This window comes from Stenotrophomonas sp. YJH_SMC_20 (genome assembly GCF_059367845.1).
In genome coordinates, this window is the sequence record NZ_JCAFRG010000005.1 from 259143 (window position 1) to 284968 (window position 25826).

22 protein-coding genes are annotated in these 25826 nt (G+C 64.0%); 5 read left to right on the forward strand and 17 right to left on the reverse strand.

The features are described from left to right. Window positions 1-189 precede the first annotated feature (189 nt). From AC5P6A_RS11375 to AC5P6A_RS11390, 4 genes are all read left to right on the forward strand, one after another. Window positions 190-936 carry an electron transfer flavoprotein subunit beta/FixA family protein gene (locus tag AC5P6A_RS11375; protein ID WP_019660968.1) on the forward strand — a complete coding sequence of 249 codons (747 nt, stop codon included), beginning with the start codon at window positions 190-192 and terminating at the stop codon, window positions 934-936. Continuing rightward, complete coding sequence (locus AC5P6A_RS11380; RefSeq protein WP_346474879.1) at window positions 936-1877, forward strand: electron transfer flavoprotein subunit alpha/FixB family protein; 942 nt, start codon at window positions 936-938, stop codon at window positions 1875-1877. The genes AC5P6A_RS11375 and AC5P6A_RS11380 overlap by 1 nt, the downstream gene beginning before the upstream one ends. A 166-nt stretch (window positions 1878-2043) precedes the next feature. Next, a complete protein-coding gene (locus tag AC5P6A_RS11385; protein ID WP_108755349.1) occupies window positions 2044-2733 on the forward strand; it encodes an NAD-dependent epimerase/dehydratase family protein in 690 nt (229 codons plus the stop codon). Then, window positions 2723-3679, forward strand: coding sequence for a glycosyltransferase family 2 protein (locus tag AC5P6A_RS11390; RefSeq protein ID WP_329842778.1), 957 nt, complete (start codon window positions 2723-2725; stop codon window positions 3677-3679). The genes AC5P6A_RS11385 and AC5P6A_RS11390 overlap by 11 nt, the downstream gene beginning before the upstream one ends. 1 nt (window position 3680) lies before the next feature. Here the strand turns inward: AC5P6A_RS11390 and AC5P6A_RS11395 are convergent, their stop codons facing one another. The 17 genes from AC5P6A_RS11395 to AC5P6A_RS11475 form a co-directional block, all read right to left on the reverse strand. After that, window positions 3681-4529: a glycosyltransferase family 2 protein gene (locus AC5P6A_RS11395; protein ID WP_108755347.1), complete on the reverse strand. Its 849-nt coding sequence runs from the start codon at window positions 4527-4529 to the stop codon at window positions 3681-3683. A 2-nt stretch (window positions 4530-4531) separates the two neighbouring features. Further along, window positions 4532-4978 carry a GtrA family protein gene (locus AC5P6A_RS11400; protein WP_188248907.1) on the reverse strand — a complete coding sequence of 149 codons (447 nt, stop codon included), beginning with the start codon at window positions 4976-4978 and terminating at the stop codon, window positions 4532-4534. Between the two features lie 2 nt (window positions 4979-4980). Further along, window positions 4981-6876, reverse strand: a complete 1896-nt coding sequence (locus AC5P6A_RS11405; RefSeq protein ID WP_346714942.1) for a hypothetical protein — start codon at window positions 6874-6876, stop codon at window positions 4981-4983. Window positions 6877-7535: 659 nt separating this feature from the next. Beyond that, a complete protein-coding gene (locus tag AC5P6A_RS11410) occupies window positions 7536-10019 on the reverse strand; it encodes an LTA synthase family protein (RefSeq protein WP_346714943.1) in 2484 nt (827 codons plus the stop codon). Window positions 10020-10150: 131 nt separating this feature from the next. Continuing rightward, the gene (locus tag AC5P6A_RS11415; RefSeq protein ID WP_346714944.1) at window positions 10151-11206 is read right to left on the reverse strand and encodes a methyltransferase domain-containing protein; all 1056 of its coding nucleotides are present in this window, start codon (window positions 11204-11206) and stop codon (window positions 10151-10153) included. 66 nt (window positions 11207-11272) lie between these two features. Continuing rightward, a complete protein-coding gene (locus AC5P6A_RS11420) occupies window positions 11273-11872 on the reverse strand; it encodes a D-glycero-alpha-D-manno-heptose-1,7-bisphosphate 7-phosphatase (protein ID WP_329842771.1) in 600 nt (199 codons plus the stop codon). Further along, window positions 11869-12567 carry a sugar phosphate nucleotidyltransferase gene (locus tag AC5P6A_RS11425; protein WP_329842770.1) on the reverse strand — a complete coding sequence of 233 codons (699 nt, stop codon included), beginning with the start codon at window positions 12565-12567 and terminating at the stop codon, window positions 11869-11871. Before AC5P6A_RS11425 ends, AC5P6A_RS11420 begins: the two co-directional genes overlap by 4 nt. Window position 12568: 1 nt before the next feature. Beyond that, window positions 12569-13147 carry a D-sedoheptulose-7-phosphate isomerase gene (locus AC5P6A_RS11430; RefSeq protein WP_329842769.1) on the reverse strand — a complete coding sequence of 193 codons (579 nt, stop codon included), beginning with the start codon at window positions 13145-13147 and terminating at the stop codon, window positions 12569-12571. After that, window positions 13144-14172: a GHMP family kinase ATP-binding protein gene (locus AC5P6A_RS11435; protein ID WP_329842768.1), complete on the reverse strand. Its 1029-nt coding sequence runs from the start codon at window positions 14170-14172 to the stop codon at window positions 13144-13146. Before AC5P6A_RS11435 ends, AC5P6A_RS11430 begins: the two co-directional genes overlap by 4 nt. Further along, on the reverse strand, window positions 14169-17579 hold the full coding sequence (locus tag AC5P6A_RS11440; RefSeq protein ID WP_329842767.1) for a class I SAM-dependent methyltransferase: 3411 nt from the start codon (window positions 17577-17579) through the stop codon (window positions 14169-14171). The genes AC5P6A_RS11435 and AC5P6A_RS11440 overlap by 4 nt, the downstream gene beginning before the upstream one ends. Before the next feature lie 38 nt (window positions 17580-17617). Then, on the reverse strand, window positions 17618-18976 hold the full coding sequence (locus AC5P6A_RS11445; RefSeq protein WP_171953387.1) for an ABC transporter ATP-binding protein: 1359 nt from the start codon (window positions 18974-18976) through the stop codon (window positions 17618-17620). Continuing rightward, a complete protein-coding gene (locus AC5P6A_RS11450) occupies window positions 18966-19760 on the reverse strand; it encodes an ABC transporter permease (RefSeq protein ID WP_329842766.1) in 795 nt (264 codons plus the stop codon). The genes AC5P6A_RS11445 and AC5P6A_RS11450 overlap by 11 nt, the downstream gene beginning before the upstream one ends. Window positions 19761-19762: 2 nt before the next feature. Continuing rightward, complete coding sequence (locus AC5P6A_RS11455) at window positions 19763-20944, reverse strand: cystathionine gamma-synthase (RefSeq protein WP_329842765.1); 1182 nt, start codon at window positions 20942-20944, stop codon at window positions 19763-19765. A gap of 123 nt (window positions 20945-21067) precedes the next feature. Next, complete coding sequence (locus tag AC5P6A_RS11460) at window positions 21068-22438, reverse strand: pyridoxal-phosphate dependent enzyme (RefSeq protein ID WP_021202680.1); 1371 nt, start codon at window positions 22436-22438, stop codon at window positions 21068-21070. A 301-nt stretch (window positions 22439-22739) separates the two neighbouring features. Continuing rightward, window positions 22740-22976, reverse strand: coding sequence for an HP1242/YdcH family protein (locus tag AC5P6A_RS11465; protein WP_005407964.1), 237 nt, complete (start codon window positions 22974-22976; stop codon window positions 22740-22742). Between the two features lie 324 nt (window positions 22977-23300). Beyond that, window positions 23301-24185: an OmpA family protein gene (locus tag AC5P6A_RS11470; RefSeq protein ID WP_180877041.1), complete on the reverse strand. Its 885-nt coding sequence runs from the start codon at window positions 24183-24185 to the stop codon at window positions 23301-23303. Next, window positions 24182-24547 (reverse strand): DUF4398 domain-containing protein, encoded by a 366-nt coding sequence (locus AC5P6A_RS11475; RefSeq protein WP_019660954.1) that lies wholly within the window; start codon window positions 24545-24547, stop codon window positions 24182-24184. Before AC5P6A_RS11475 ends, AC5P6A_RS11470 begins: the two co-directional genes overlap by 4 nt. A gap of 121 nt (window positions 24548-24668) precedes the next feature. On the opposite strand from AC5P6A_RS11475, the gene AC5P6A_RS11480 reads away from it, so the two are divergent. Beyond that, the gene (locus AC5P6A_RS11480) at window positions 24669-25796 is read left to right on the forward strand and encodes a PilT/PilU family type 4a pilus ATPase (protein ID WP_049416904.1); all 1128 of its coding nucleotides are present in this window, start codon (window positions 24669-24671) and stop codon (window positions 25794-25796) included. Window positions 25797-25826: the final 30 nt, after the last annotated feature.

The following is a 25826-nucleotide window of genomic DNA, read 5'->3' on the forward strand; positions in this document are numbered from 1 at the left end:
GGTTCGTCTTCACGACTGCCTGCGTGACGTGAACGACTCACGATACTTACGCGAGCCATGCCGCATCGCAACATGACCATACGCGTTCGCATGGTCGTCCCAAGCCAGCTAGAATCGGGATCCCACCCCCGAACCGGTTGCTGCTGCAGGACCGGACGTTCTCCCCGTTACTGAAGGACCCCGTACCAGATGAAAATCCTCGTCGCGTACAAGCGCGTGGTGGACTACAACGTCCGCATTCAGGTCAAGCCGGACGGTTCCGGCGTGGTCACCGACGGCGTCAAGCTGTCCCCCAATCCCTTCGATGAAATCGCCCTGGAAGAAGCCCTGCGCCTGCGCGACAAGGGCATTGCCAGCGAAGTGGTGGTCGCCACCATCGCCCCGGCCGATGCCCAGGCGCACCTGCGCAACGGCCTGGCCATGGGCGCCAATCGCGCCATTCACGTCGTTACCGACCAGGCCATCCAGCCGCTGACAGCCGCACGCACCCTGCTCAAGCTGATCGAGAAGGAACAGCCGGACCTGGTGATCCTGGGCAAGCAGGCCATCGACGACGACGCCAACCAGACCGGCCAGATGCTGGCCACGCTGTGGGGCCGCCCGCAGGCGACCTTCGCCAGCAAGCTGGAGATTGCTGATGGCAAGGCCACGGTGACCCGCGAAGTCGACGCCGGCCTGGAAACGCTGGAAGTGGACCTGCCGGCAGTGGTCACCACCGATCTGCGCCTGAACGAGCCGCGCTTCATCAAGCTGCCGGACATCATGAAGGCCAAGGCCAAGCCGCTGGAGACCCTGCAGCTGGCCGATCTGGGCGTTGAAGCCGCCGATACCTTCAAGACCACCCAGTATGCCGCGCCGTCCAAGCGCAGCAAGGGTGTGATGGTCAAGGACGCGGCTGAACTGGTGGCCGCACTCAAGCAGAAGGGGTTGCTGTAATGAGCAGGATTCTCGTCATCGCCGAACACCACGACGGCAAGCTCAACGCCGCCACCGCCAAGACCGTAAGCGCTGCTGCCGCCATCAGCGGTGCCAGCATCGACGTGCTGGTGCTGGCCGCCGACCCGGCCGCCGTTGCCGCTGAAGCCGCGAAGATCGCTGGCGTCGCCAAGGTTCTGACCGTGGCCAACGCTGCCAACGCGCAGGCCATCGCCCAGGTGCTGGCGCCGCAGATCGCGCAGCTGGCCAAGGGCTACACCCACGTGTTCGGCCCGTCGACCACCTTCGGCAAGGACCTGATGCCGTGCGTGGCCGCCCTGCTCGGCGTCAACCAGGTCTCCGACCTGATGACCGTCGAAGGCAGCCACACCTTCAAGCGCCCGATCTATGCCGGCAACGCGATCATCACCGTGGAAGTCCCGGCCGACCAGATCGTGGTCGCCACCGTGCGTGCCGCCTCGTGGCCGGAAGCCGCCCAGGGTGGCAGTGCCGCCGTTGAAGCGGCCAGTGTCGATGCTGCCCTGCCGACCCACACCCGTTTCGTCGGCCTCGCCGCAGGTGCCAGCGACCGCCCGGACCTGCAGAGCGCCAAGCGCGTGGTCTCCGGTGGCCGCGGCGTCGGTTCGGAAGAGAACTTCAAGGTCATCTTCCAGCTGGCCGACAAGCTCGGCGCCGCCGTCGGTGCCTCGCGCGCCGCGGTCGATGCCGGCTACGTGCCCAGCGACCTGCAGGTGGGCCAGACCGGCAAGATCATCGCCCCGGAGCTGTATGTGGCGGTGGGCATCAGCGGTGCGATCCAGCATCTGACCGGCATCAAGGACGCCGGCACGATCGTCGCGATCAACAAGGATCCGGATTCGCCGATCTTTGAGATTGCCGATATTGGGTTGGTGGGGGATCTGTTTGCGATCCTGCCGGAGCTGGAAAAGGCCTTGGGCTGAGTTGCTGATGCCGGGACCGGACCATGGCGCCGCTGCGCTTGGTCCGGCTCCCCTGCTGGTCTATTCTGCTTTTCATTGAGAGGGGACCGGCCTGGTCTCTATTGCAGGGATGTAGCGTGGTCATGACTATGAAGAGTTTGTCGCCCTCCTTCGCGGACATCGCTGCATGATCCTGGGTAGCGGCTTGATCGCGCGTGCCTTCCATGGCTTTGCCGATGATCCAGACACCCTTGTCTTTGCGTCGGGCGTGTCCAACTCCGGCGAGCGCGACGCGGCTGTTTTTCTACGTGAACGCACCCTGCTGGAGACCGCGCTTGACCAGTCAAGCAAGCGCCTGGTGTATTTCGGCAGCTGCAATGTCGTCAATCCCGAACAGAATTCCCCCTACTTCCAGCACAAGCGTGACATGGAAAAGCGGGTTCTCGACTCGGGCAAGGGCGTGGTGTTCCGGCTACCGCAGGTAGTGGGCCGCACCCGCAACCCCAATACACTCACCAATTATCTGCGCGACTGCATCGTGCAGGCTCGGCCATTGACGTTGTGGACGCGCGCCCAGCGCAACCTGATCGACATCGATGACGTGGCCGCCATCGCCACACGACTGCTCGCTTCAAGCGACGCCCCTGCGCTGGCCTCCATCGCCTCGCCATGGTCGCTGGCCATGCCGCACCTGGTGGAGCTGTTTGAACAGGTACTGGAAAAGAAGGCGATCGTGCAGCTGGTCGAACGTGGTGAGCACATGCATGTGGACAGCTCGCTGGCCGAGGCCGTTGCGCGCGACATTGGGCTGGATCTTGGTCCAGACTATCCCCTTCGCGTGATCCAGAAGTACTACGGCACCCCTCATGAATCCTGAAATTTCCGTCGTCATTCCTGTCTATGGCAGTGCTTCAATCCTGCCCACGCTTGTGCAGAAGCTCGAACAATCGCTACGTGGCGTCGCCGGCGCTGACGGATTTGAGGCGGTGCTGGTACATGATCACGGCCCCGACAATTCGTGGGAGGTACTGAAGGCACTCGCCGCCGACCGCCCTTGGCTGAAGGGAATCAACCTGCGCCGCAACGCCGGCCAGCACAATGCCGTGATGGCAGGGTTTGCCCATGCACGGGGGCGCTACATCATCACCATGGATGATGACCTGCAGCACGATCCGAACGACATTCCGCGGATCGTCGAAGCGCTGGAAGCCGGCGCGGATCTTGTCTATGTGCGCTTCGAAGCGCGCCAGCATGCATTGTGGAAGCGCCTGGGCAGCCGCTTCAACGACTGGGTCGCCAGCCGTCTGCTGAACAAACCCACCGGGCTGTACCTGTCGCCTTTCCGTGGCATTCGCCGCGAGGTTTGCCAGACCGCGCTGGGTTACAGAGGCCCGTTCGTGTACGTGGATGGATTGCTGCTGCAGTCCACCAGCAACTTCACCTCAATCACCGCGCGCCACCACCTCAGGCAAGACGGCAAGTCCGGCTACAGCCTGCGCAAGTCGATTGCGCTGTGGATGCAGATGGCTACCAGCTTCTCGATCGTGCCACTGCGCTTCGTGTCGCTGGCCGGCATCGCCGCCTCAGGCGCCGCCTTCCTGTTCGCCCTGATCGTTGTGGCCCGCAAGCTGATGAATCCGGACCTGGCCGTGGGCTGGTCTTCCTTGATCGTCGCCATCCTTTTCATGGGCGGCCTGCAGTTGCTGGCCCTGGGGGCGATCGGCGAATACACCGGCCGGATCCTGCTCAACGTCAACAACCGCCCGCAATTCGTGGTGGGTGAGCGTTGCAACCTGGACGCCGACCCCACCATCGATAGCTGAGTTACATGCGCCGCCGCAGCCACATGTAGGCAAGGCGGCGAGCCCATGCCATCACGCGCGCTTTGAGGTTGCCACGCCGCAACTGTGCCGACGTAGCCAGGCCAGGATGTTCGCGCGCAAAGGACTCATGGAAAGCGATAGCCTGCTCGGACTGCTGGCGCATCAAGCGCACGCTCCATTGGCTGGCACTGATCCGGAAGCTGGCCAGCACTTCCGGTAGCGCGACCATGTCCCCCTGGATCATCACGTTGCTGTAGCTGGCCTGGTCGATCAAGTACGGGAAACGCGCATCCCACCAACCGGCCTGCTCCAACGCGTCCCGGCGCAGCATCACACAGCAGGGTTCGCCGAAGATGTTGGTGCCAGCCAGAATGGACGCCAATGCGGCCTCTCGCCCGGGAATGCAACCGGATAGGCCCGCCAGCCCGCGCGCCTTGAGTAGTTGCTTGCCCCCTGCATCGACCAGATCACGACGGGAAGCAACGAACACCGCGCTCGGGTTCGCATCGAATGCCGCCACCTGCATGCGCAACGCATGCGGCGCCAGCAGATCGTCACCGCACACCAGCTTGATCAACTCGCCACGTGCATGCTGGCTGACCCGATTCCAGTTGGCCTGCGCCCCACCTCCGGCCGGGGTAGGCTCCAGAACCCGCACGCGCGGGTCGTCCGCGAACGAGGCGATGACTGCAGCGGTATCGTCGGCCGAAGAATGATCAGCAATGACCAGCTCGAAATCGAGGTAATCCTGGGCCAGGATCGAGCGCACGGTCGCGGCGATATCACGCCCGTTGTTGTAGGCCGGGATAACCACCGACACGCGCGGCACCCGCCCCAGTTCAGCCTGCATGATCACGTCCTTCTGAAAGAAAAATACTTGTGGCCGACGTAGTTGAACACCACAACCACGACGGTAATACAGATCTGCGTCGGAATGGCTGGCAGACCAGCCCCTTCCACCAGCAGCGTCAGAGCTCCTGCGTTGAACAGGAAACTGAGCGTATTGACCCCGACAAATCGCAGAAAGTCACGCAGCACATGGCCACTGACCCGGAACACCAGGTGCCGGTATACGTTGAACACCAACACCAGGGACACGACCCAAGCGATGAACAGGCTGACCGCCGAGGGCACGCTGGGCCCCAGCAACCAGCTCAGCGCTGCAAACAGCGCAGTACTGAAGGCGGTATTGGCACCGCCAACGAGCAGGAACAGCACGCGCTGATCCCTGATCAACCGCTGCAGCGGGCCAGCCTCCCCACTGAACAACGGCGCATCGGGCTTCTTCGGGCTGGCCATGTTCAGGGCACCGCGCAGCGCACCGAGAAGCCGGTCAGCAGCGCGCCCAGTTCCGGCTCGTCTGCAGTACCGGCCTCGGCAGGGGTGTGGTCCGGCGCAGGTGCGGCGTGAAGCACAACCCTTGCCTCGGTACCGGCCTTGCCCAGTTCAACACTGCTGGTCTGTCCGGGCAGCAGTATCGACACGCTCTGCATCTGGCCGGCGCGACGAACTTCGACGCGGCGCGCGTGGAAGACCATGGGCACGTAGAAATCGGCTACAACTTCGCATGCACATGACTTCGGCAGCGTAAGCTCGCCATCGGTCTTCAACCAGCGCCCCTGCGTTTCCGGTTTGCGCCAGCCCTGCGCAAACGCAACATCGGCACCGGAACAACGCAGTTCCGGATGACCTTCGAAGATCGACAACTGTCGCTCGCGCATGATTTCCACGCCCTGCCTCGCATGCGACAGCGGAGACTGCAAGAGCGCTGCGGCATTGTCATCAGGCACGGAATTCAACAGCGCCCGGTTCATGTCTGCGAAGGCCAGCGCCCGATAGGGAGCAGCGCGCCATTCGTAGTAATAGGTACCCAGATGCATCACGCCAATCGCAGCCAGCATGCCCCAGACCAGCACTGCTGCATTCCGCGTGCTTCCCAGCGCGCGCAGTTCACGCACGATGATCCAGACCACACCGATCAGCCCCAACACCAGATCCATGTAGTACCGCGATGCCATCACCCCCCCTGGACCGTCGGCACCGCGCGCGAGGGTGACCGAGAAGGCCACCAGCGCGCCGTAAGCGATCAGGTAGATCGGCAGGCGCGAGCCAGGCGCACCGCGGCGCAACCAGGCCAGCACGGCAATGAGTCCGGTCAGCAGAATGCCCGCGCCGGCAACCGCAATCACCCAGACCGGCAACCGCTGCGTGATGGCCGCAGGATTGCCAATGGTGGAGCCCAGCGCATACAGGGTGATCAAGGGTGTATCGCCACTGAGCGCCAAGGTGTTGGCTTGCACGGCGGCGTCAGTCACCGTGCCCGACGCCAGGTACAGCGCGAACGCTGCCAGCATCGACACGCAGGGAAGCAGGCCGTACCAGCGCCCCGGCGCGCGCCATGCCGGCAGCATGGACAGCACCTGCAAGGCCAGCACCGCGCCGATGAAGGCATAGTTCCAGCCCATGCCGACCACCAGCACCACCACCACCGCCAGCACGGCCAGCAACGCGCTCAACAGGTGTGGATGCCGCGAGGCCCCTGACAGCAGGCGCGCATGCAGGCTGAAGAATCCGACGAAACACAGATTCTTTACCCACAGAGGCAAGCCAAGGTCCAGCGTGAAGAGCTCGAAGCCGGCCCAGCTGTGACACAACCCTGCGATGGTGATCGACACCGCCATGACCACCAGCGCATCGGAACGCGTACGAAGCGCCGCACTGCTGTCCCGGCACCACGCAAGCACCAGTATCAAGGCTACGGTGGCGGTAACCAGACCCGTGATCCGATTGATCAACAGCACGTCAAGGTGGAACAGATTGACATTGATCAGCAGGAACAGCTGGTTGACAAACCCGCGATGGGACGAACTCTGGCCCCAGAAGTCAAGCGTCGACAGGGTGCCGGCTTCCCACTGGTCCAGCTGGAACAGCAGCCGCAGCGAGTCCATGTACAGCGCGTCCGGGTGCGCCCTGCCCAGATAGACCTGGTGGACAATGGCAAAGAACAGCACGGCCATCGCGCCGACAATTATCTGAACGCGGGGCCGCACCCAATAGTCGGACAGATGCATGGTCGTCGATGACTTTTCCAAGGTGCAGCTCCATGGCAGCGCGGGCGCGTACCGTCTGAACGCGCGGGCCCCTATGGTAGATAATAGAGCCGCCCGCAGCCAGCCGCCGCGTGTACGGACGCCCATGCGCAAAGACCCGGGAGAATTTACCGGAAGGCCCACCTTGCAATTGCGCCATCTCTTTCCACACGCGTAGTGCTGTTGATGTTTTCGGTTCCAGCATAGAGTCCAAATGACGGACCCGCTTGGTGCACCAAGACAATAATCCAAGGCTGCAATGTATCCCCTGCGCCGCCTCACTTCATCAGTGACTGCAGGAAATTATGCAGGTGCGGTGCTCCCGGTCGAATCGACCATAAGTTCCCCCAGGGAATGGCGTGGCGCGGGCGGAACTGGACTTCCCCCCTCCATTCGCCCGATCCCCAAACTCTGCAAGCAGCGTGAGGGGCTGGTCCTACACCAGAATTCAGGTCGCGGCCTGGGGCTCTGCAGCTGCGCCAGAGGCAGCCCAAGGCCAATGCAATACCCACCGGGAACGCGAGGTTCAGGGCATTAGAGGCAGGACGCCCAAACCAAGCACATGGGCGATCATCGCGGGCGGTTACTTTGCAGACACCCTTAGTTGGCTTTGCTGACATGCACCTGAAGTCGCTCGATATGAAGCCGGGGGTACAAGTAGTGAGTATTGCGACTCGTCACCGGCAACACTGGGGCATGACGTGCAACCGGGTCGACCTACGATCCGCGCCGAATAGACATTCTTATGATTGGCAAAGAAATCAGGATTAAGACGGCTCTACCATGCAGGACGGTGCGCTGAGCACCGCCGACCCCAGCTCGCCACCACCGGCATCTTCAAACCAAAGCTTCAGATTTTCCGTCGCCCATGGCCCCGTCGTAGACTCGCCCCCCGGACCACTGGCGCTCCAGAGCTGGCGCTCGCCCCCTTCCTGCTCGATCAGGACACGCATGCCGCCGTCACCGGCAACCGGCGTACGCGACCACTGGACGCGCACCACACCCTGCTGCATGCCCTGCGCCGTGCACTGGCCGGATACCGCAGTGGCTGAGACCGAGGCCATGCCCTGCCCCTCCAGCACCACCTTCAAAGGACCAGTAACAGTGGCCGGCATCGCCCTTGCCGCGCTCGGGGCTGCGCGCACTTGCATGTCACCCAATACGTTGACCACCTTGCCGCCGCAGATCACCTGGACTGGCTGGCTTCCTGCCTGGTTGATCACGCTGGGCGCCGGCCACAAGCCCGCCAGGATGTCACCGGAACCCACCACCGGAGTGGTCACCGCGCCAATGCGCAGCTGTGGGCTGCCCTGGATACGCGCAACCTTCATCCAGGTCGCGCTCAGGCCACTTTCCTTCTGCTTGTTGAACGGCGCCCCGGCGACGGCATCCTTCGGGCCCCAGTCGCTGACCTCCAGCAGGCATTCACCGCTGCCGAACTGCATCGGCGTAGCCATGTTCAACCACGCCCCACCCAACGCATTGAAGTTCGCGCGCGACTCGGCAAGCAGCACATTACGCAACGCCCGCTTGCGATCGTAGAGCTGCACCGCCTCGGCGCAGGCCGTGCCTTTGGCCGGTGCCTCGCGGCATAGCTGCCATTGGCCGTTGTCGACGGTCAGAACATTACCCAGGAAGCGGGTGCTGTCGTGGGCCCGCTGGCTCACCATGTCATCGGTCAGATAGGGCAGCCGCCCCGGGATCACACCCAGCGCGCGGGTAATGGCCACCGGAAGGAACTCCAAGGGCATGGTGCCTACATCCACCGCGCCCTTGCGGCCGTCGATGAAAATCAGAGGCGTGCGCGACATGGCCACCAGCGTATCGGCACCGTCGAATGGCCGGCTGCTGGTATTGATGCCGGACATTGCATACGGCGCCTGGTCCGGCGGCATGGCCGGAGCGTGGTCGCCAAATGCCACGATCAGCGCATTAGGATCGTCCGCGCGCACCGCCTCGACCCAATCCATGAAGGCCCTGCTTGAGTAGGCCAGCGCATCGGCGTAGTTCTGCACCATGGAATTGGACGGCGTGACCTGTACGAGAGGCGGCCGCCGCTCGTGGTTGAGCTGATAGGGATAGTGAGAACTGATGGTGACCAGATAGTTGAAGTGGGGGGTGGAGCGATCCATCCGCGCCAGCACCTCGCGGTTCTGCCGAAAGAAGCTGGCGTCGTTCAGGAACACGCCGTCCAGATCGTCGCGCACGAACGCCTGATAGGCATTGAACTGTGCAAAGCCCATGTACTTATAAGCGGTATCACGGCCCCAGGAATCCTGATGATTGGAATGCGAGGCCAGCGTCTCATAGCCCAGCTCGCGCAGCAGGCGCGGCAGGCATGGCAACACATCCTTCATACGGCTCTGGAACACCGCATCCTCGGTGGCCGGCAGCCCACACAGCGCTTCAAATTCGGCATTGGCGGTGAGGTGACCGAAGTGCGGCGTCATCACCGCCGAATTGCCCCCCTGCTCCAGCATCGCGCGGAACCGAGGATCGAAGGGATCTCGGTCGAACTGGAAGGCCTTCAATGCCATGGGGTCCCAGAAGGTTTCCAGTAGCACAAGGTGCACATTCCGTCGTGCTGCCAACTGCGGGCGCTCGTCCAGCCGCAGCCCTGCCAGTACGTTACGGCCCTTGAGCGCGAGCTCATATTTACGCGCCCGCTGGTCCAACAGGAACTGCATGCCACCACGTCGTTGCAGATGGGTGACGTAGTCGCTGGCCGGCGCCGGCAGCACGGCATCGACGATGCGTGCTTCCCAAGGTGCACCGAAGTACAGCGCCAAAGGCAGCAGCAATGCCACGATCGACCATGGCAAGCGCCGCAGGCGATTCGGCCACACGCCGTACAGCAGCACGCAGGCCAGCAACAGCACCGTCACGGCAGCGAGCACGACTTGCCACGGCTTGAACACGCTGGCGAGCACACCCAAAGTGAAGATGTCGCTGAAGAAGACCGGCGAGCCCAGTGCGGATAACTTAAGAATGTGTGCCAACTGGAAAAGCAGCAGCCAGATTGCCACCGCCGCCACCGCCTGGGTACGACTGGCCCCAGCGCCACGCACCAGCAACAAGAACAGGCCAGCAAACAATACATCCAGCAGGATGCCCACAGGCCCGGGAGCGCCGTCTATCACCAGCCAGCGCAGCGCGCCGATGAGCAACGTGCCGAAAATCGCCAAAGCTAATACGAACGAGACAGTGCAACGTGGTGCGGATGAGGGATCCTGCTTGGCTCCGTGGTTCAATTTTTCACATTCCGGTCACAAAATTTTCACGCCGGATGATACCAGAGCGTCTCGGGGCCCCGCTGTGCACTATTCAACGAATCGGAATATCCGCGGCGACCATAATGATGACGCGGCCGGAGCAGGATCCCTCAGGCGTAGGCGCGCGCGCTTTCCCTGCCCAGAATATGCATCAGCTCCCCGGTCTGCGGGGAAACCAGGATGTCCACGTTCTCCGGTTCAGGTGTCCAGATGCGATCACCCATGGGAATTGCCGCGCGTGCCGATGGCCCCGGCATTTCCACGATGAATGCCCAGCTCTTCCCAGGCAACGGGTGAACCTGAAAGCCGACAGGTCCAAAGATCCGGCGCGCGGCGGTCACCGACCAGCACGTGACATGGCCACGGAAGTACGGATCCAGGTACCCGGGGTCCTCGTTGCGCACATAGTCGGTAAGGCCCGTATTGAACAGGAACAATGACCCAGGCCCGGAGACGTTGGCCATCGCCGCAGCCACGCCCTTGGCCATCGCCGGGGTGAGATGCTCCAGGACTTCCACGCAGATTCCGCATTGGAACGTCATCTGGACATCAGCGAGGTCGGCACAGAGATAATTGGCATTGCCGGTGCGATACTGCTGCGCCGGCGGGTACTTTTCCACCCCATAGAAACGCTGTGCGGAGTGCGGAAGATAATGGGAAACCGCATCCAGGAGATATCCGGGACCAGTACCGATATCGATGAATCGCTCAACCGGAACAGTGCAGTAGAGCAGCGCCTCTGCCAGCCGGGCCATGGATGATCCATATGAGCGCTGTCGCGCCGATGCCAGTTCAGCTGCCCAGTACTGGGCATCGTATTCGCGGGCGGCCAAGCCCTGATCGATGCGGTCGAGCAGCACTGGATCAGCAAAAATGAAATCGCAGGTCGCGCAGGCGTGATACGCCACCGCATCGATCGTTGTGTATAACGGTGCAGCCTCTTGGCACAGCGGACAAGGCGCCTGAATCAACGGCGGATCCGGCTCCCTGTCTTCTTCGGGATAGTCATCTGCCTGCGATGTGTGATGCGCGCTTGGCGCCCCCTCCGTGCCAGCGATGTCAGCGGCTTCACCGCTGCTGTCCGCTGGCGAAAGCTCCCCCGCCGCCGCGGACGGATGGAAGGTATGCCCTGGCTCGGGCACGTCTTGGCGATCCTGGTTCATCATGCTGCGTCTCCCTGGTGATACCGCGACACCGAGTCCCACACTGCACACTTCGCCACACTAGCATCATCAAGCGCCCAGCAGGACCTCGCGCGCCTGGCTGAGATCGCGTACATAAGCCACCCCGGGCAGACGCGCATCCAATGGATCATCAATCTGGATGCAGCGCCCCACACCGGCGGCCAGCGCCGCCTGCATGTCCGACGCTTTATCGCCGATCATCACCGAGCCGGCCAGATCGATCCCCAGATCCCGTGCGGCGGCCAGGATCATCCCCGGCGCTGGCTTGCGGCACGCACACTGCGCCCGGTAAATGCCCTGGCCGGCGGTGGGATGGTGCGGACAATAGTACACACGCAGGATATCGATGCCTCGCGCGGACAACTGCCGCAACATCCACGCGGTGTAGTCAGCAAACTGCGCTTCGGTGTAGAGCCCACGCCCGATCCCCGCCTGGTTCGTCACCACCACCAGGCCGAAACCGGCACTCTGGGCTGCCACGCACAAGGCATCAATGCCCTCCACCCATTCAGTGGTTTCAGGCGTATGCACGTAGCCGAAGTTGACGTTGATCACGCCGTCGCGGTCAAGCAGCAAGGCGCGCCGCGAAGGAGGCAGACCGCCGGCACTACACGGGTTGAGGATCGGCGTCGGCATCGCGGCGCTCATCGCTGTACGCGAGCGAAGAGATGCTGCGCCCGGGCAAAATCTTCGGGCACCCCGATATCGATGAACCCGGAGGTCTCAGCCATCATCCCCACACCCCCCCGCACCACCCACGGTTCAAGCACATCCTGCTCGAAGGAGTAGCGATCCTGCACAGGCAATGCTTCCAGCCCTTGGCGGGTAAGGAAGTAGCTGCCCGCATTGATCAGGCCCGGACCGCCACCGCCTTTCTCACGGAACCTGCGCACCCGGCCGTCTTCGACATCAACTGCGCCATAGCGCGCTACGTCGGGCACCGATGCCAGTGCAATGGCAATCGGAAGGCCTGCGGCGGCGCTCTCCAGCGCAGCCGGCTCGTACTCCAGATAGGTATCACCGTTGCACACATGCAGGCCATTGCCCGATGAGAGCCGCGCGGCCTGGGCGATCGCACCGCCCGTACCCAGCGGTTCCGACTCACGCGAGTACACAACATCCATGGCTCCCCACCGGGCGCCCACCGCCTGCTCCACGTGCTGCCCGAGATAGCCGATGGCGAGGATTACCCGCCGCATGCCGGCCGCCTCGTAGCGGTCCAGCAGATAGGCCAGGAAAGGCCGACCGGCTACGGGGGCCAATGGCTTCGGCAGATCGGGCACCGCCGCCCGCAGGCGCGTGCCCAACCCGCCGGCCAGAATCAGTACTTCGTCAGCGGCCATGTCAGCGCGGGAACATTTCGCTTTCGATCAACGCACACAGCAGATGGCCGATGAACTCGTGCCCCTCCTGGATGCGCGGCGTCTCGTTGGAAGGCACCCGGAAACAGATATCGCAGCGGTCGTTCATGTCGCCACCGTGCTCACCCGTGAATCCAATAACGCGCACGCCCTTGGCTTCACAGGCTTCCAGCGCGCGCATGATGTTCTTCGAACGGCCGGAGGTCGAAATCGCCACGAACACATCGCCTTCCTGGCCAAGTGCTTCGATCTGGCGCGCGAAAGTGTAGTCGTAGCCGTAGTCGTTGCCGATGGCAGTCAGGATCGAGGTATCGGTGGTCAGCGCGATCGCCGGCAGACCCGGACGGTCGTAGTAGAAGCGGCTGACCAGTTCACCTGCCCAGTGCTGCGCATCTGCGGCACTGCCACCGTTACCGGCAAAGAGGATCTTGCGACCGGCCTTCAGCGCGTCCACGCACAGTGCCACTGCCTGCTCGATCTGCGACGCCAGCGCCGCATCCGTCGACATGCGCTGGAAGTTCTCGAGAGTCTTGCCGAACTCGGCCTTGATGAAGTCGTTCATCCGATTTTCCATGCGGTTGCACCTTGGTGGGTGAAGTGTGTATCAAAAACGGTGCCGCCAGCGCCCGCAAGCGCGCGCACCAGGTCGACCCGATGTGCCGGATCGCAGAGGAACATCATGAAGCCGCCACCACCGGCGCCAGACACTTTGGTCGCTCGCGCGCCGTGCCGCATCGCCAACGCTTCGATCTCATCGATCATCGGGTTGGAGATGCTGCTGGCGCTGAGCTTCTTGGCTTCCCAACCGGACTGCATCACCTGCGCCAGCCGCTCGAAATCACCGCGCAGCAGCGCTTCCTTCATCTGGCTGGCTTCCACCTTCAAACGGTGCATTGCATCGAGCGAACTGGCCTTGCCTTCCTTGATATTGCGCGACTGCTCATCGATGATCTTGGCCGATGCACGCGACACGCCGGTGAAGTACAGCACCAGGCCGGCCTCGAGCTCGGACCAGATCCAGTCCTTGATGCGCAGCGGGTTCACGATCACCCGGTCGGCGTCGTAGAACTCCATGAAATTGAAGCCGCCGAATGCCGCCGCATACTGGTCCTGCTTGCCGCCAGACAGCTGCAGGTCGACGCGCTCGATGCGGTAAGCCAACTGCGCGATCTCGTATTCGCCCAACGGCAATGCGAAGTATTCGGCAAAAGCGGTGACCAGGGCGACGACCATCGTCGAGGACGAGCCCAGGCCCGAGCCAGGCGGCGCATCGGAGTGCGCGCGGATGCGGATGGCCGGACGCTCGCCCTGCAGGAAGTCGTTGCAGACCCGCAGGTAGACGCCCTTCATCAGCTGCAGAGGACCGGGACCGGCCTCCACGGCCAGCGGATCGACACGTTCGCAGGCGCCCGCATCCTGGGCGTGGAATTCCACCAGGCCATCGGGCGAGCCATCGAGGGTCGCGTAGGCGAACTTATCGATGGTCACGTTCATGACGTAGCCACCGAACTGGTCGCAGAACGGCGACACATCAGTACCACCGCCGGCCAGGCCCAGGCGCAGCGGCGCGCGCGAACGAACGATCATGCCTTCTTCTCCATTGCGAATGCCGATTCCAGCGCACGGCCCAGTGCATCGCGCGAGAACTGACTGCGGCAGTAGCTGGCGGCTGCACGCGACCGCTGCAGCCACAGCGCATCATCTTCCAGCAACGACAACAGCCCTGCGGCCAGGCCATCGGCCTCGTCGGCAACAGTGACTACCGCCTCCAGGCCGACCAGGCCCTGGGCACCAATACCTGTAGTGACCAGCGGCAGACCCTGCTGCATGGCTTCGACAACCTTGCCCTTGACGCCGGCACCAAAGCGCAGCGGCACAATGGCCACGCGCGCGGCCCCGTAGCGCTGGGCCAGTTCCTCGTCGCTGACGAAGCCGGTCACCTCGACATGCTCGCCTGCCAGGGCGCGCACGGCATCGGTCGGGTTGGAGCCGACCAGCGACAGCTTCACGCCGGGGTGGCGCGCCCAGACCTGCGGCATCACCGACTCGACCAGCCACTGTGCGGCGTCCACATTGGGGCCGTGGGCAAAGCCCGCAACGAACAGGATGCCGGCACGCTGCGCGGGCACGGCGTCATCGTTGAAGTGGTCGAAGGCGTACGGCAGGATCGCGCGTGCATCAACGGATGGCTCCAGCACGCGCACGTCCTGAGCCTCTTCGGCCGACGGGTAAAGGACGCGGTCGACGGCTTTCCAGATGCGCCGCTCCAGCAGCTCCATCGAACGCGCATCGCCATCGCTGCTCCCGTTGCGCTTGGCCTCCATGTCCATGCGACGGAAGTGCAGGTCGTGGCCGTAGTAGACGCTGCGAACATCCGGGTGCTTGCGCAGGGCATCGATGTAATGCTCGGCGATATGCGGGCGCGACAGCATCACCGTGCGCACGTGCGGGTTTTCTCCCAGGTAGCGCGCGAAGCCGCCCACCCACTGGCCGCCATACATCACTTCCACGCCACGCGCCTGCAGCGGCGGGGTGTAGATCGGATCGAAATACAGGTTGTCGGCCCAGAACTTGACGACGCAGCCACGAGCCAGCAGCGCATCGATGAAGGCGATCATGGTCCGCGAACCAGCGTCACGATCAGGCTGCGGCACGTAGTGGTCGACGATCAGCACCGTTTCCTTCTGCCAGGCACGGTCGCGCGCCAGCACCACGTGCTCGCCATTGGCTTCGTGCCGTGCCAGCTCGTCCTGCCAGCGCTCGCGCAGCTTCTTTTGATTGGCAATCTGGTAGGCCTTGATGCCGCTGCCGGTATCGGTGCCATGAGAGATACCCTCGTAATGCACGACTTCCGAGGTCGGGCAGTAGTAGAGCTGGTAACCCGCCTTGCGCACGCGGAACGCCAGATCCGAGTCCTCGCAGTAGGCCGGCACGAACTCGGGATCGAAGCCGCCCAGCTCACGCAGCAGCGCGCTGGAAATGAGCAGGCTCGCGCCGCTGCAGTAGTCCACCGGCCGCAGGTAGTTGTACTGGCTGTCGGCCGGGTTATCCAGGCGGCCGTAGTTCCAGGCCGAGCCGTCCCGCCAGATGATGCCACCGGCTTCCTGCAGGCGGCCGTCGGGGTAGACCAGCTTGGAACCAACCATGCCGCAGTCGGGCATGCGCTGGAACACGTCCAGCATCTGGTCCATCCAGCCCGGACGTACTTCGGTGTCGTTGTTGAGGAAATAGGTGTAGCGGCCCCGGGCCAGTTCCAGCGCCTGGTTGCAGGACAGCAGGAAGCCGAGGTTCTGCGGGTTGTGATGGAAGCGCAGGCCCGGCACAGGCACAAGCTTCTCGATCTCGGGATCGCCAGAGGCATCCTCCAGCACCAGGACTTCATAGCTCACTGCCGGCGGATGCGCAGCGATCGAGCGCAGGCAGGCCAGGGTGTGCGGCAGGTTGCCGTAGGTGGGAATGACGATGCTGACTTCCGGCAATTCATGCTCCGGGAAGGACAGGGTCTTCAGCACTTCGTCCGGGTCTTCCACCACTGACGGCAGTGCAAGGCCGGCAGGCGGCTCGACCTGACCCTTGTCATGGCGCAGCAGCCAGCCCCGCACCGGGCGTGCGAGCGGTGCCAGCAGCGGGTAGCGCGCCAAGCCACTTGCACGCAGCGACGCGATAATGGCGGGCACATCCCCGCGCAGCAGGCGCGAAGCGAAGCGCATCGGGCGCGTGATGCGCCAGGACTTGGAAGCGAGCACTTTTGTGAAAGCATCGTTCAGGCTCTCCAGCTGCTCGTCGTATTCGCGGATGACGCGCTGCACTTCCAGCTCGGAGGTGCCTTCCGCACCGGGCCGGAAGGCAAGACCAGAGCGCCGCTGCAGCTCACGGCTGACTTCCGAACGGCTGGCAGCGGTCTCATGAGCCGTCTGCAGCAATCGGCGCAGCTCGGCCGCTTCGTGCTGCGATGCCTCCTGGTGCCGTCGCAGGTCAGCTTCGACGTCCGCCTTCTCGCCCCGCACCTGTTCCAGCTGCGCCTCCAGCGCATCGTTGCGTTCACGCAATTCAGCAATGGCGTTGTGGCCACCGCTGGCCTGGACGATCTGGTCCAGCTCCAGCGCCCAGCGCGTGCGCTCGTCGAACTCGCCTTCCAGGCGCTGGTAGTTGCGCTTGGAGCCTTCCAGCTCCGACTCCAGCGACAGTGCCCAGGCGTAGATCGATTCCTTCTCCGAGCCCAGCCGCGATGCTTCGGCCTCGGCAGTCTCGGCACAAACGCGATCGGTGCAGGCTGCGCCCAGGCGTGAGAACGCACCACGGACCAAGGCCTCGGCGGCCGGCACGCCAGCACTGGCGAACAGTGCTCTCATGGTCTCGCCAATGTCGCCGCCCACAGCGATGACGCCCAGGCCATTGCCATGCAGGAACTCGAAGCTCGGATAGCGCTCGCGCAACGGCGCGAAGAAGCGCTGGACGCCAAAGCCTTCAGTATGCACGTTGGTATCGTGGAACAGCACCACGCCGCGCGAGGACATCTTCGGCAGCCATGTAGTGAAGTCGTGCGAGACCGCCTCGAAGGTGTGCAGGCCGTCGATATGCAGCAGGTCGACCGAGCCATCGGGCACTTCGTCCAGCGCGTCGTCGAAGGTCATCCGCAGCAGGGTCGAGAACGCAGCGTAGCTGCGTTCGTTGCGCTCGACGACGCTGCGATGGATATCGTTTTCGTAGTAACCAGCCTGCGAGTCACCTTCCCAGGTGTCGACCGCATAGCAGCGCGTGTCCAGGCCCATCTCCTTGACCGCCTGGCAGAACGCGAAATACGAGATGCCACGGTGGGAACCGAGCTCGACAAGCGAGCGCGGCCGATGCGCCTGGATCACCCAGAATGCAAACGGAACATGCTCCAGCCAGCCCGATGTCTCCAGAAACTCCGGGCGGGTGAACATTGCACCGTGACGAAAAATGGCTGCGGTCGGATCCGCCGCACCTTCAATGATCAACTCGTCTGCCATCTTCCACTTCCCTCAGGTCGAGCGCGCACAGGGGCCGCTCAGACATCGTTGTTCTGCAAGGTGATATTCAGCATCGGGATGCCGATCAGTCCAAAGCGCATGGTTTCGTCCAGCGCGCGGAACTCCAGGGCGTCGTGGATCCAGTGCTGCTGCGTGTGGTCATGCAGGTCGCCAGAGGCGACGGCTGCATCGATCATGTAGGAGCCGGACGGCATCACCGGCATGCGGAACTGGAACGTGGCCCGCACCGTCTGCCCTGCCGCGCCACCCACCGGCGCATCCTTGCAGGCGAAATAGCTGTTGTCGCCGAACAGGCGCTGGCCCAGCCGGTCCTTCACGTAGAAGCCGACAATGAGGTTGTCCAGCGACTCCTCCAGCTTCACCGTGACCTGCAGGGTAACCAGCTCGCCCCCTTCGACCAGGGTCAGTGCGCCGCCGTCGTCGCCACGGATGGCCACGTCGACGATGCGCGCGCCCTGCGCGCCGAACTCCTGCCCCACATTCTCCGGATCGAATTCGAACAGCGCGATGCGGTTGATGACACCCTCGTCGCGGAACTGATCACGACGGAAATCGGGAGCTTCAGCAGTGCTGCGGCGCTGCTTCTTCTCGACCACGATGGTTTCGCCACCCACTTCACGACGGCCGACCACATGTTGCTCGGTCATGTACGCCTCGACCACCTCCTGTGAGGTGCCCGACAGGCGCATGCGTCCGTTCTGCAGCCACACCGCGTTCTCGCACAGGTTGGTGACAGCGGCGGCATCGTGGCTGACGAACAGCAGCGTGCCGTTCTTCTGGAACTCACGCAGGAAGCGCATGCACTTCTGCGAGAAGAACGCATCGCCCACGGCCAGTGCTTCATCGATGATCAGGATGTCGGCGTCGACATGGGCGATGACCGCGAAGGCAAGGCGGACCGACATGCCGCTGGAGTAGCTGCGTACCGGCTGGTCGATGAACTCGCCGATATCGGCGAAGGCGAGGATGCTCTCCAGACGCTGGTCGATCTGCGCGCGGGTCAGGCCGAGGATGGTGGCATTGAGATAGACGTTCTCGCGGCCGGTGAACTCGGGGTTGAAGCCACTGCCCAGTTCAAGCAGCGCGGCCACGCGCCCCTTCACCGTGATGCTGCCTTCGGTGGGGTTCAGGGTGCCGGCGATCATCTGCAGCAGGGTCGACTTGCCCGACCCGTTGCGCCCGACGATGCCTACCGTCTGTCCGCGACGGACCGAGAAGCTGACTTCGCGCAGTGCCCAGAAATCCTTGTAGAAGGATTTGCGCTTGCCGGCCAGGGCCTGCCACAGGCGATGCGAGGGCCGCTCGTACATGTGATACGACTTGCCGACACCGTTGACCTGGATGACGGTCTCGGCCAGGGCAGTTTCAGAGGACATCGGCAAACCCCACGCGCAGCTTGTTGAACAGGCGGTGGCCGATGACGGCGACCACGCAAGCGATCACGGTGTAGATGGCCAGGCCAGTCCAGTCCGGCAGGCGCCCCCAGATCACTACTTCACGCACCTGGTTGATGATGAAGGTGAGCGGGTTGAGCTCGAACACGATGCGGTAGCTGGCCGGCACCGAATCCAGCGGCACAATGGCCGAGGACAGGAACAGCATTGCGGTGGCAATGACGCCGGCGATCTGGCCGATGTCGCGCAGGTACACACCCAGCGCGGAAACGATCCAACCTACGCCCACGGTGAGGATGACCAGCGGCAACACCACCACCGGCAGCAGCACCGCGGTAGGTGGGACGCTGCCCTTCACGCACAAGTACAGGATCAGCAGTACGACCATGTTCATCAGCAGGTGGAACAGCGCCGAGAACGCCATGCTCCAGACCAGCAGGTCCAGTGGAAACACCACGCGCTTGACGTAGCTGGTGTTGCTGACGATCAGCTGCGGTGCACGGGTGAAGCACTCGGCAAAGAAGCCGTGCACGGTCAGGCCGGCAAACAGGATCAGGGCGAAGTCGGTGGTCGATCCGGTCGATCCGGGCCAGCGGCCTTTCATGATGTAGCCGAAGGCCATGGTATAGACGAGCAGCATCAGGAACGGGCTGATCAGCGACCACAGCAGACCGAAGCTGGCCCCGCGGTAGCGCCCAAGAACCTCGCGCTGGGTCAGCTCGAAGGCAAGCGAGCGGTGCTTGCCGAAGACCGAAAGGATGCCCATTCTCAGACGTTCCCGCCCAGCGCCCGTTCCAGATCCACCTGCAGATCCCCCAGATCCTCCACGCCCACGCTCAGCCTTACCAGCGCATCACTGATGCCCAGCTGTTCGCGGCGTGCCACGGGAATCGAAGCATGCGTCATCACCGCCGGGTGGTTGACCAGGCTTTCCACCCCCCCCAGCGACTCGGCCAGGGTGAACAGCTCGGTCTTCTCGCAGAAGCGCTTGGCCGCCTCGAACCCACCCTTGAGTACGATCGAGACGATGCCGCCGTAGCCGGCCATCTGCTTGCCGGCCAGCTCATGCTGCGGGTGCGAGGCCAGGCCGGGGTAGATCACCTTCTCCACCGCCGGGTGCTTTTCCAGCCACTGGGCCAGGGCCAGCGCGTTGGCGCAATGTGCCTTCATGCGCAGCGGCAGGGTCTTCAGGCCGCGCAGGGCCAGGAAGCTGTCAAACGGGCCCTGCACGCCACCCACCGAGTTCTGCAGGAACGCCATCTGCTCGGCCAGTTCGGCGTTGTCGCCAACCACCACCATGCCGCCGACCATGTCCGAGTGACCGTTGAGGTACTTGGTGGCCGAATGCAGGACCAGGTCCGCGCCCAGTTCCAGCGGGCGCTGCAGCATCGGCGAGGCGAAGGTGTTGTCGACCACCACGATCAGGCCATGGCGCTTGGCGATGGCAGCGACCGCGGCGATGTCCACGATCTTCAGCATCGGGTTGGTCGGGGTCTCGATCCACACCATCTTCGTCTTCGGCGTGATCGAGGCTTCGAACGCCGCCAGATCGGTCAGGTCGACGAAACTGAAATCCAGCCCGGCGGTGCGGCGACGCACGCGCTCGAACAGGCGGAAGCTGCCGCCGTAGATATCGTCCATCGCCACCACGTGGCTGCCGGCGTCGAGCAGCTCGATCACCGTCGAGCTGGCCGCCATGCCCGAAGCGAACGCAAAGCCACGGGTACCGCCTTCCAGCGACGCCACGCAACGCTCATAGGCGAAACGGGTCGGGTTGTGCGTGCGCGAGTACTCGAAGCCCTGGTGCTCGCCCGGGCTGGACTGGGCGTAGGTCGAGGTGGCGTAGATCGGCGGCATCACCGCACCGGTACTGGGGTCGGGCGACTGGCCACCGTGGATGGCCAGCGTGGCCAGGGCCAGCGCACGGTCGGGCGAAGAGGAGTTGGACATGTCGTTTCCTGAATGGCGCCGACGTGCGGCGCCGTCAAAGGATCGGGAGTCTATCAGCGCAGCCTTAACGAGCTTTGACGCGAATAAACCGGAATTCAGCGGTGAACTGCCGTGATCGGCGGCTTACTGCACGCGACGGCGCAGATAGTTCAGCAGGTCGATACGGGTGATCAGGCCCAGGAAAGCATCGCCGTCCATCACGATCGCCACCTGGCCGCGGTCGAACACCGGCAGCAGGGCCTCGATCGGCGACTTCACGTCCAGCCGGTCCAGCTTGCTGACCATCGCCGTGGCAACCGTGTCGCGGAAGCGCGCTTCGTCGCCATAGACATGCAGCAGGACGTCGCTTTCATCGACGATGCCGACCAGCTGGTCACCGTCCATCACCGGCAGCTGCGACACGTCATACAGCTTCATGCGCTGGTAGGCGGTGGTCAGCAGGTCGTTCGGGCCAATAACGACAGTGTCGCGCTGGCCGTACGGACGCAGGATCAGGTCGCGCAGGTCGCCGTGCTGCGGGCGCTGCAGGAAGCCGTTGTCCAGCATCCAGTAGTCGTTGTACATCTTCGACAGGTACTTGTTGCCGGTATCGCAGACCAGTACGAGCACCTTCTTCGGCGTGGTCTGCTCCTTGCAGTACTTCAGCGCTGCGGCCAGCAGGGTGCCGGTGGACGAACCGCCGAGGATGCCTTCCTTGCCCAGCAGCTCGCGCGCGGTGTGGAAGCTCTCGGCGTCGCTGATTGCATAGGCTTTCTTGACACGGCTGAAATCGGAGATCGACGGCAGGAAGTCCTCGCCGATGCCCTCCACCAGCCAGCTGCCCGACTTGTCGTTGAGCACGCCGTCGTTGATGTATTCGGCCAGGATCGAGCCGACCGGATCGGCCAGCACCAGCTCGGTCTTGGGCGACAGCTTGGCGAACGCGCGCGACAGGCCGGTCATGGTGCCGGAGCTGCCGCAGCCGAACACGATGGCGTCGAGGTCACCCCCCATCTGCTCCAGGATCTCCGGGCCGGTACCGAATTCGTGCGCTGCCGGATTGTCCGGGTTGCCGAACTGGTTGATGAAGTAGGCGCCCGGGGTCTGCTCGGCGATGGTCTTGGCCAGGTCCTGGTAGTACTCCGGATGGCCCTTGGCCACGTCCGAGCGGGTCAGGCGGACTTCGGCGCCCATCGCCTTCAGGTTGAAGATCTTCTCGCGGCTCATCTTGTCGGGAACGACGAGGATCAGCTTGTAGCCCTTCTGCTGTGCCACCAGCGCCAGGCCCAGGCCGGTGTTGCCGGCGGTACCTTCAACCAGGGTCGCGCCCGGCTTCAGGTCGCCACGCTGCTCCGCCGCCTCGATCATCGACAGGCCGATGCGATCCTTGATCGATCCGCCCGGGTTGGCGCTCTCCAGCTTCAGGTAGAGCTCGCAGACGCCGGTGTCCAGGCGCTGGGCCTTGACGATCGGGGTCTGGCCGATGAGTTCGAGGACGGAAGAATGAATGGGCATTCGGAGGACTTTCGATTCGCGCCGCGCAGGGCCGGACCGATGATTATCCGTCGGATGGCGATGAATGTCAGGTCGTTGCGCCGCGGGGCCGGAAGCCCGCAAAAAAAGGATGCGGACGGCCCCGGATCGACGAGGAGACCGGTGCCGCCCGCATCGGTGAGTTGTGCCTGAAGGCCAAGGCACCACCGCCTGTGGTGCCTTGGCGCGGCCGCCTCATCGGCGCGGCCGCGATGCCAGGGCAGGAGCCCCCGGCAGGGCCATCGATGGCCGGGTCACGCCGTTCCGGGCGCGACGATGTGCGTCAAAGCGTGGGGGACGTCGTTGGGAGCGGTGTTTCGTACATTCGCAGAAGACGTTGCTTGGCCAGCAGCTTCTCGCGCTTCATGCGACCCAGGGTGACATCATCGATCGGGAGTACACCCAACTCCGCGTCCATGCACTTCTTGTTCAACTTGCGGTGCTGGTCATGGAGTGCCCTGAACTCCGGATCACGCGCGCGACGTGCGTCGATCTCGCTCTGGGGCTGATCTTCAAACATGATGGACCTCCTTCGACAGATACACGAACGCCCCGGCCGAAAGGCACGGGGCGTTGTTCATGGAGGAGCGCCGGTCGATGGCCACCTGGACGCCTGCAACGACCTGCGGCACTGGCCTGCGCACGTCGATCTGCTGCGGTTCGCGCCCTGCTTGCATCGGCCCGGCCCTCCCATCGTCCGGTCCGCGGCATTGCGTCCCGGACGATTGACCCTACGCCTGCTCAAGGCGGGGTACAAGACCCCTGCGTCAAAAAGACCGAACCCCGCCGGGGCGGGGTTCAGGCTGAATGCTCATCGCAACGAAAAACAAACAATATCAATGCATTACGGCGCGATGATGACCTCGGCCGAGCGCGCCCGGGTGGACGCAGCCTTCTTGCCGCTGACCTGGATGCGGTTGCTGGCGACACCACCCGCGACCAGGGCGTCGCGCAGCGCTTCGGCACGCTTCTGGCCCACGCCGTTGGCGCTGTCGTAGGCCTCGATGCGCAGGCGCCCCTTCTTGCCGATGTTCAGGTACTCGGCCAGGGCCTTGGCCTGGTTGCGGGCGCCACCCGACAGGCTGGAGGCGCCTGCGGCGAACGCGTCACCACCGAAGGTGAAGACCTCACCGCGAGCGTCGAACTTCGAACCGGGCAGCTTCTGCCCGGACACCAGCTCGGCTTCCTCCCGGGCCAGCCTGGCAGCGTTCTGCTGTGCGGCGCTCAGACGCTGCTGCTGCTTGCCGGCCACGCTGGTCAGGGCGTTCTCGGCGTCCTGGCGGGCCAGGGTCTCGGCTTCGGCGGCCTGGCGCAACCGTTCGGCCTCCTCGGCCTGCATCTGCGCCTGCATGCGCAGCTGCTCGGCTTCCTGGCGGGCACGGGCGGCATCGCGGCGGCTGGCCTCGATCAGCAGGTCACTGCGGGTACGATCGAGGCGATCGACCTCACGCGCGGCCAGTGCGGTACGCACGGCCGTCTCGGCGATCTCTACCCGGCGCTCGGCCAGGTACGTGGCCAGCTCCTGGTCGCGGCGCTTGGCCTTGTCCAGGGTGGCGATGGCCTGCTGCGCCTGCATGCGCTCGAAGGCGCCCAGCTCAGCGGTATCGGGGTTGGCCTGGATGGCCATCAGGCGCTGGCTCAGCTGCGCCACCATCGGGTTGTCGGCGGCCGTGGCCAGGGTCGGCAGCGCCAGCAGCGCGGCCAGGGTTGCGGCGGTCATCGGCTTCACCGGCGGTCCTCCCCGGTCGACAGCTGGCGTTGCAGCTGGTTGACCTCGTTGCGGCGCAGCTGCAGCTGCGCGCTGACGGTGGCTTCCTCGCTGCGGACGCGGGCCAGGTCGGCATCGGCGGCGGCGCGCAGGGCCATTGCCGGCGCATTCTTGCGCTCGCGGCGGTCGCCTGCGGCGCGCTGGGCCTGCTCCAGCCCCTGCCGGGCCAGCCCGATCAGGTCCGGGGCGTACTGGTCGGCATCGGCCTGGGTGGCCTTGTCGACCGCCTGCCGGGCCTGCGCCAGTTCCAGGGCGGCGTCCTGCGCCCAGGCGGGGGCAGACAGTGCGAATGCAAACGCCATCACATACAGGCCATGGCGCATTCGTGCGAAGCTAAGTCGTTTCATTGGGGAGGCCGTACCGGTTGTCGGTTCACGGCCATTGTCGTCAAGCCGACACCGTGCTGGCAACGGGCGTCGGCCGTTTCGTTGGGGAAAATTCGCAATGGATATCGGCTACTTCCTGAAGCTGATGACCGAAAAGAACGCTTCGGACATGTTTTTGACCACCGGGGCACCGGTCTACATCAAGATCGAGGGGAAGCTCTATCCGCTGGGCAACACCGGCCTGCCGCCGGGCATGGTGAAGAAGATTGCCTACTCGCTGATGGACGAGGGCCAGGTGCCGCAGTTCGAGCGCGAACTCGAGCTCAACATGGCCATCGCCCTGCCCGACGCCGGGCGCTTCCGCGTCAACGTGTTCAAGCAGCGGGGTGAGGTCGGCATGGTCATCCGCGCCATCCGCAGCCGCATCCCGAGCATCGAGGAGCTGAACCTTCCGCAGGTGCTGAAGGACGTCATCATGACCCCGCGCGGGCTGGTGCTGGTGGTGGGGTCCACCGGCTCCGGCAAGTCCACCTCGCTGGCGTCGATGATCGACCACCGCAACAGCACCACCACCGGTCACATCCTCACCATCGAGGACCCGATCGAGTACCTGCACAAGCACAAGATGTCGATCGTCAACCAGCGCGAGGTCGGCCTGGATACCCATGCCTTCCACAACGCGCTGAAGAACGCGATGCGTGAAGCGCCGGACGTGATCCTGATCGGCGAGATCCTGGATGCGGAAACGATGGAGGCGGCCATCGCCTTCGCCGAGACCGGCCACCTGTGCCTGGCCACCCTGCACTCCAACAACGCCGACCAGACCATCGAGCGCATCCTGAACTTCTTCCCGGAAAGCGCGCACAAGAACGTGCTGATGAACCTGGCGCTGAACCTGCGCGCGGTGATCAGCCAGCGCCTGGTGAAGAACAAGGAGGGCCGACGCCTGCCGGCCACCGAGGTGCTGATCAACACGCCGATGATCCGCGACCTGCTGCGCCGCGGCCAGGTGCACGAAATCAAGGCGGCGATGGAAGCCTCGCTGGAGGAAGGCATGGAGAGCTTCGACCAGTGCCTGTTCCGGTTGGCCAAGGCTGGCACCATCGAGCAGGAGGAGGCCCTGCGCGCGGCCGACTCGCGCGATGGCTTGGCGCTGAAGTTCCGCCTGTCCGAAGGCAGCAGCGGCGAACACGACCCGTACGCGGATTTCTCGGCCGGCGCGCCGAGCATCACCCACGGGTTCTGACCTGAAGGGTTCAGGGGCGGTCTCATCCAA

Excerpts from the sequence above, each read along its gene's own strand:
- AC5P6A_RS11430 (WP_329842769.1), bottom strand. The coding sequence starts at position 13,147 with ATGAACGACTTCATCAAGGCCGAGTTCGGCAAGACTCTCGAGAACTTC.
- AC5P6A_RS11455 (WP_329842765.1), bottom strand. The coding sequence starts at position 20,944 with ATGTCCAACTCCTCTTCGCCCGACCGTGCGCTGGCCCTGGCCACGCTG.
- AC5P6A_RS11415 (WP_346714944.1), bottom strand. The coding sequence starts at position 11,206 with ATGATGAACCAGGATCGCCAAGACGTGCCCGAGCCAGGGCATACCTTC.
- AC5P6A_RS11420 (WP_329842771.1), bottom strand. The coding sequence starts at position 11,872 with ATGAGCGCCGCGATGCCGACGCCGATCCTCAACCCGTGTAGTGCCGGC.
- AC5P6A_RS11435 (WP_329842768.1), bottom strand. The coding sequence starts at position 14,172 with ATGATCGTTCGTTCGCGCGCGCCGCTGCGCCTGGGCCTGGCCGGCGGT.
- AC5P6A_RS11385 (WP_108755349.1), top strand. The coding sequence starts at position 2,044 with ATGATCCTGGGTAGCGGCTTGATCGCGCGTGCCTTCCATGGCTTTGCC.
- AC5P6A_RS11450 (WP_329842766.1), bottom strand. The coding sequence starts at position 19,760 with ATGGGCATCCTTTCGGTCTTCGGCAAGCACCGCTCGCTTGCCTTCGAG.
- AC5P6A_RS11440 (WP_329842767.1), bottom strand. The coding sequence starts at position 17,579 with ATGGCAGACGAGTTGATCATTGAAGGTGCGGCGGATCCGACCGCAGCC.
- AC5P6A_RS11465 (WP_005407964.1), bottom strand. The coding sequence starts at position 22,976 with ATGTTTGAAGATCAGCCCCAGAGCGAGATCGACGCACGTCGCGCGCGT.
- AC5P6A_RS11405 (WP_346714942.1), bottom strand. The coding sequence starts at position 6,876 with ATGGGCGTCCGTACACGCGGCGGCTGGCTGCGGGCGGCTCTATTATCT.
- AC5P6A_RS11380 (WP_346474879.1), top strand. The coding sequence starts at position 936 with ATGAGCAGGATTCTCGTCATCGCCGAACACCACGACGGCAAGCTCAAC.
- AC5P6A_RS11475 (WP_019660954.1), bottom strand. The coding sequence starts at position 24,547 with ATGCGCCATGGCCTGTATGTGATGGCGTTTGCATTCGCACTGTCTGCC.
- AC5P6A_RS11480 (WP_049416904.1), top strand. The coding sequence starts at position 24,669 with ATGGATATCGGCTACTTCCTGAAGCTGATGACCGAAAAGAACGCTTCG.
- AC5P6A_RS11390 (WP_329842778.1), top strand. The coding sequence starts at position 2,723 with ATGAATCCTGAAATTTCCGTCGTCATTCCTGTCTATGGCAGTGCTTCA.
- AC5P6A_RS11400 (WP_188248907.1), bottom strand. The coding sequence starts at position 4,978 with ATGGCCAGCCCGAAGAAGCCCGATGCGCCGTTGTTCAGTGGGGAGGCT.
- AC5P6A_RS11425 (WP_329842770.1), bottom strand. The coding sequence starts at position 12,567 with ATGGCCGCTGACGAAGTACTGATTCTGGCCGGCGGGTTGGGCACGCGC.
- AC5P6A_RS11375 (WP_019660968.1), top strand. The coding sequence starts at position 190 with ATGAAAATCCTCGTCGCGTACAAGCGCGTGGTGGACTACAACGTCCGC.
- AC5P6A_RS11395 (WP_108755347.1), bottom strand. The coding sequence starts at position 4,529 with ATGCAGGCTGAACTGGGGCGGGTGCCGCGCGTGTCGGTGGTTATCCCG.
- AC5P6A_RS11445 (WP_171953387.1), bottom strand. The coding sequence starts at position 18,976 with ATGTCCTCTGAAACTGCCCTGGCCGAGACCGTCATCCAGGTCAACGGT.
- AC5P6A_RS11460 (WP_021202680.1), bottom strand. The coding sequence starts at position 22,438 with ATGCCCATTCATTCTTCCGTCCTCGAACTCATCGGCCAGACCCCGATC.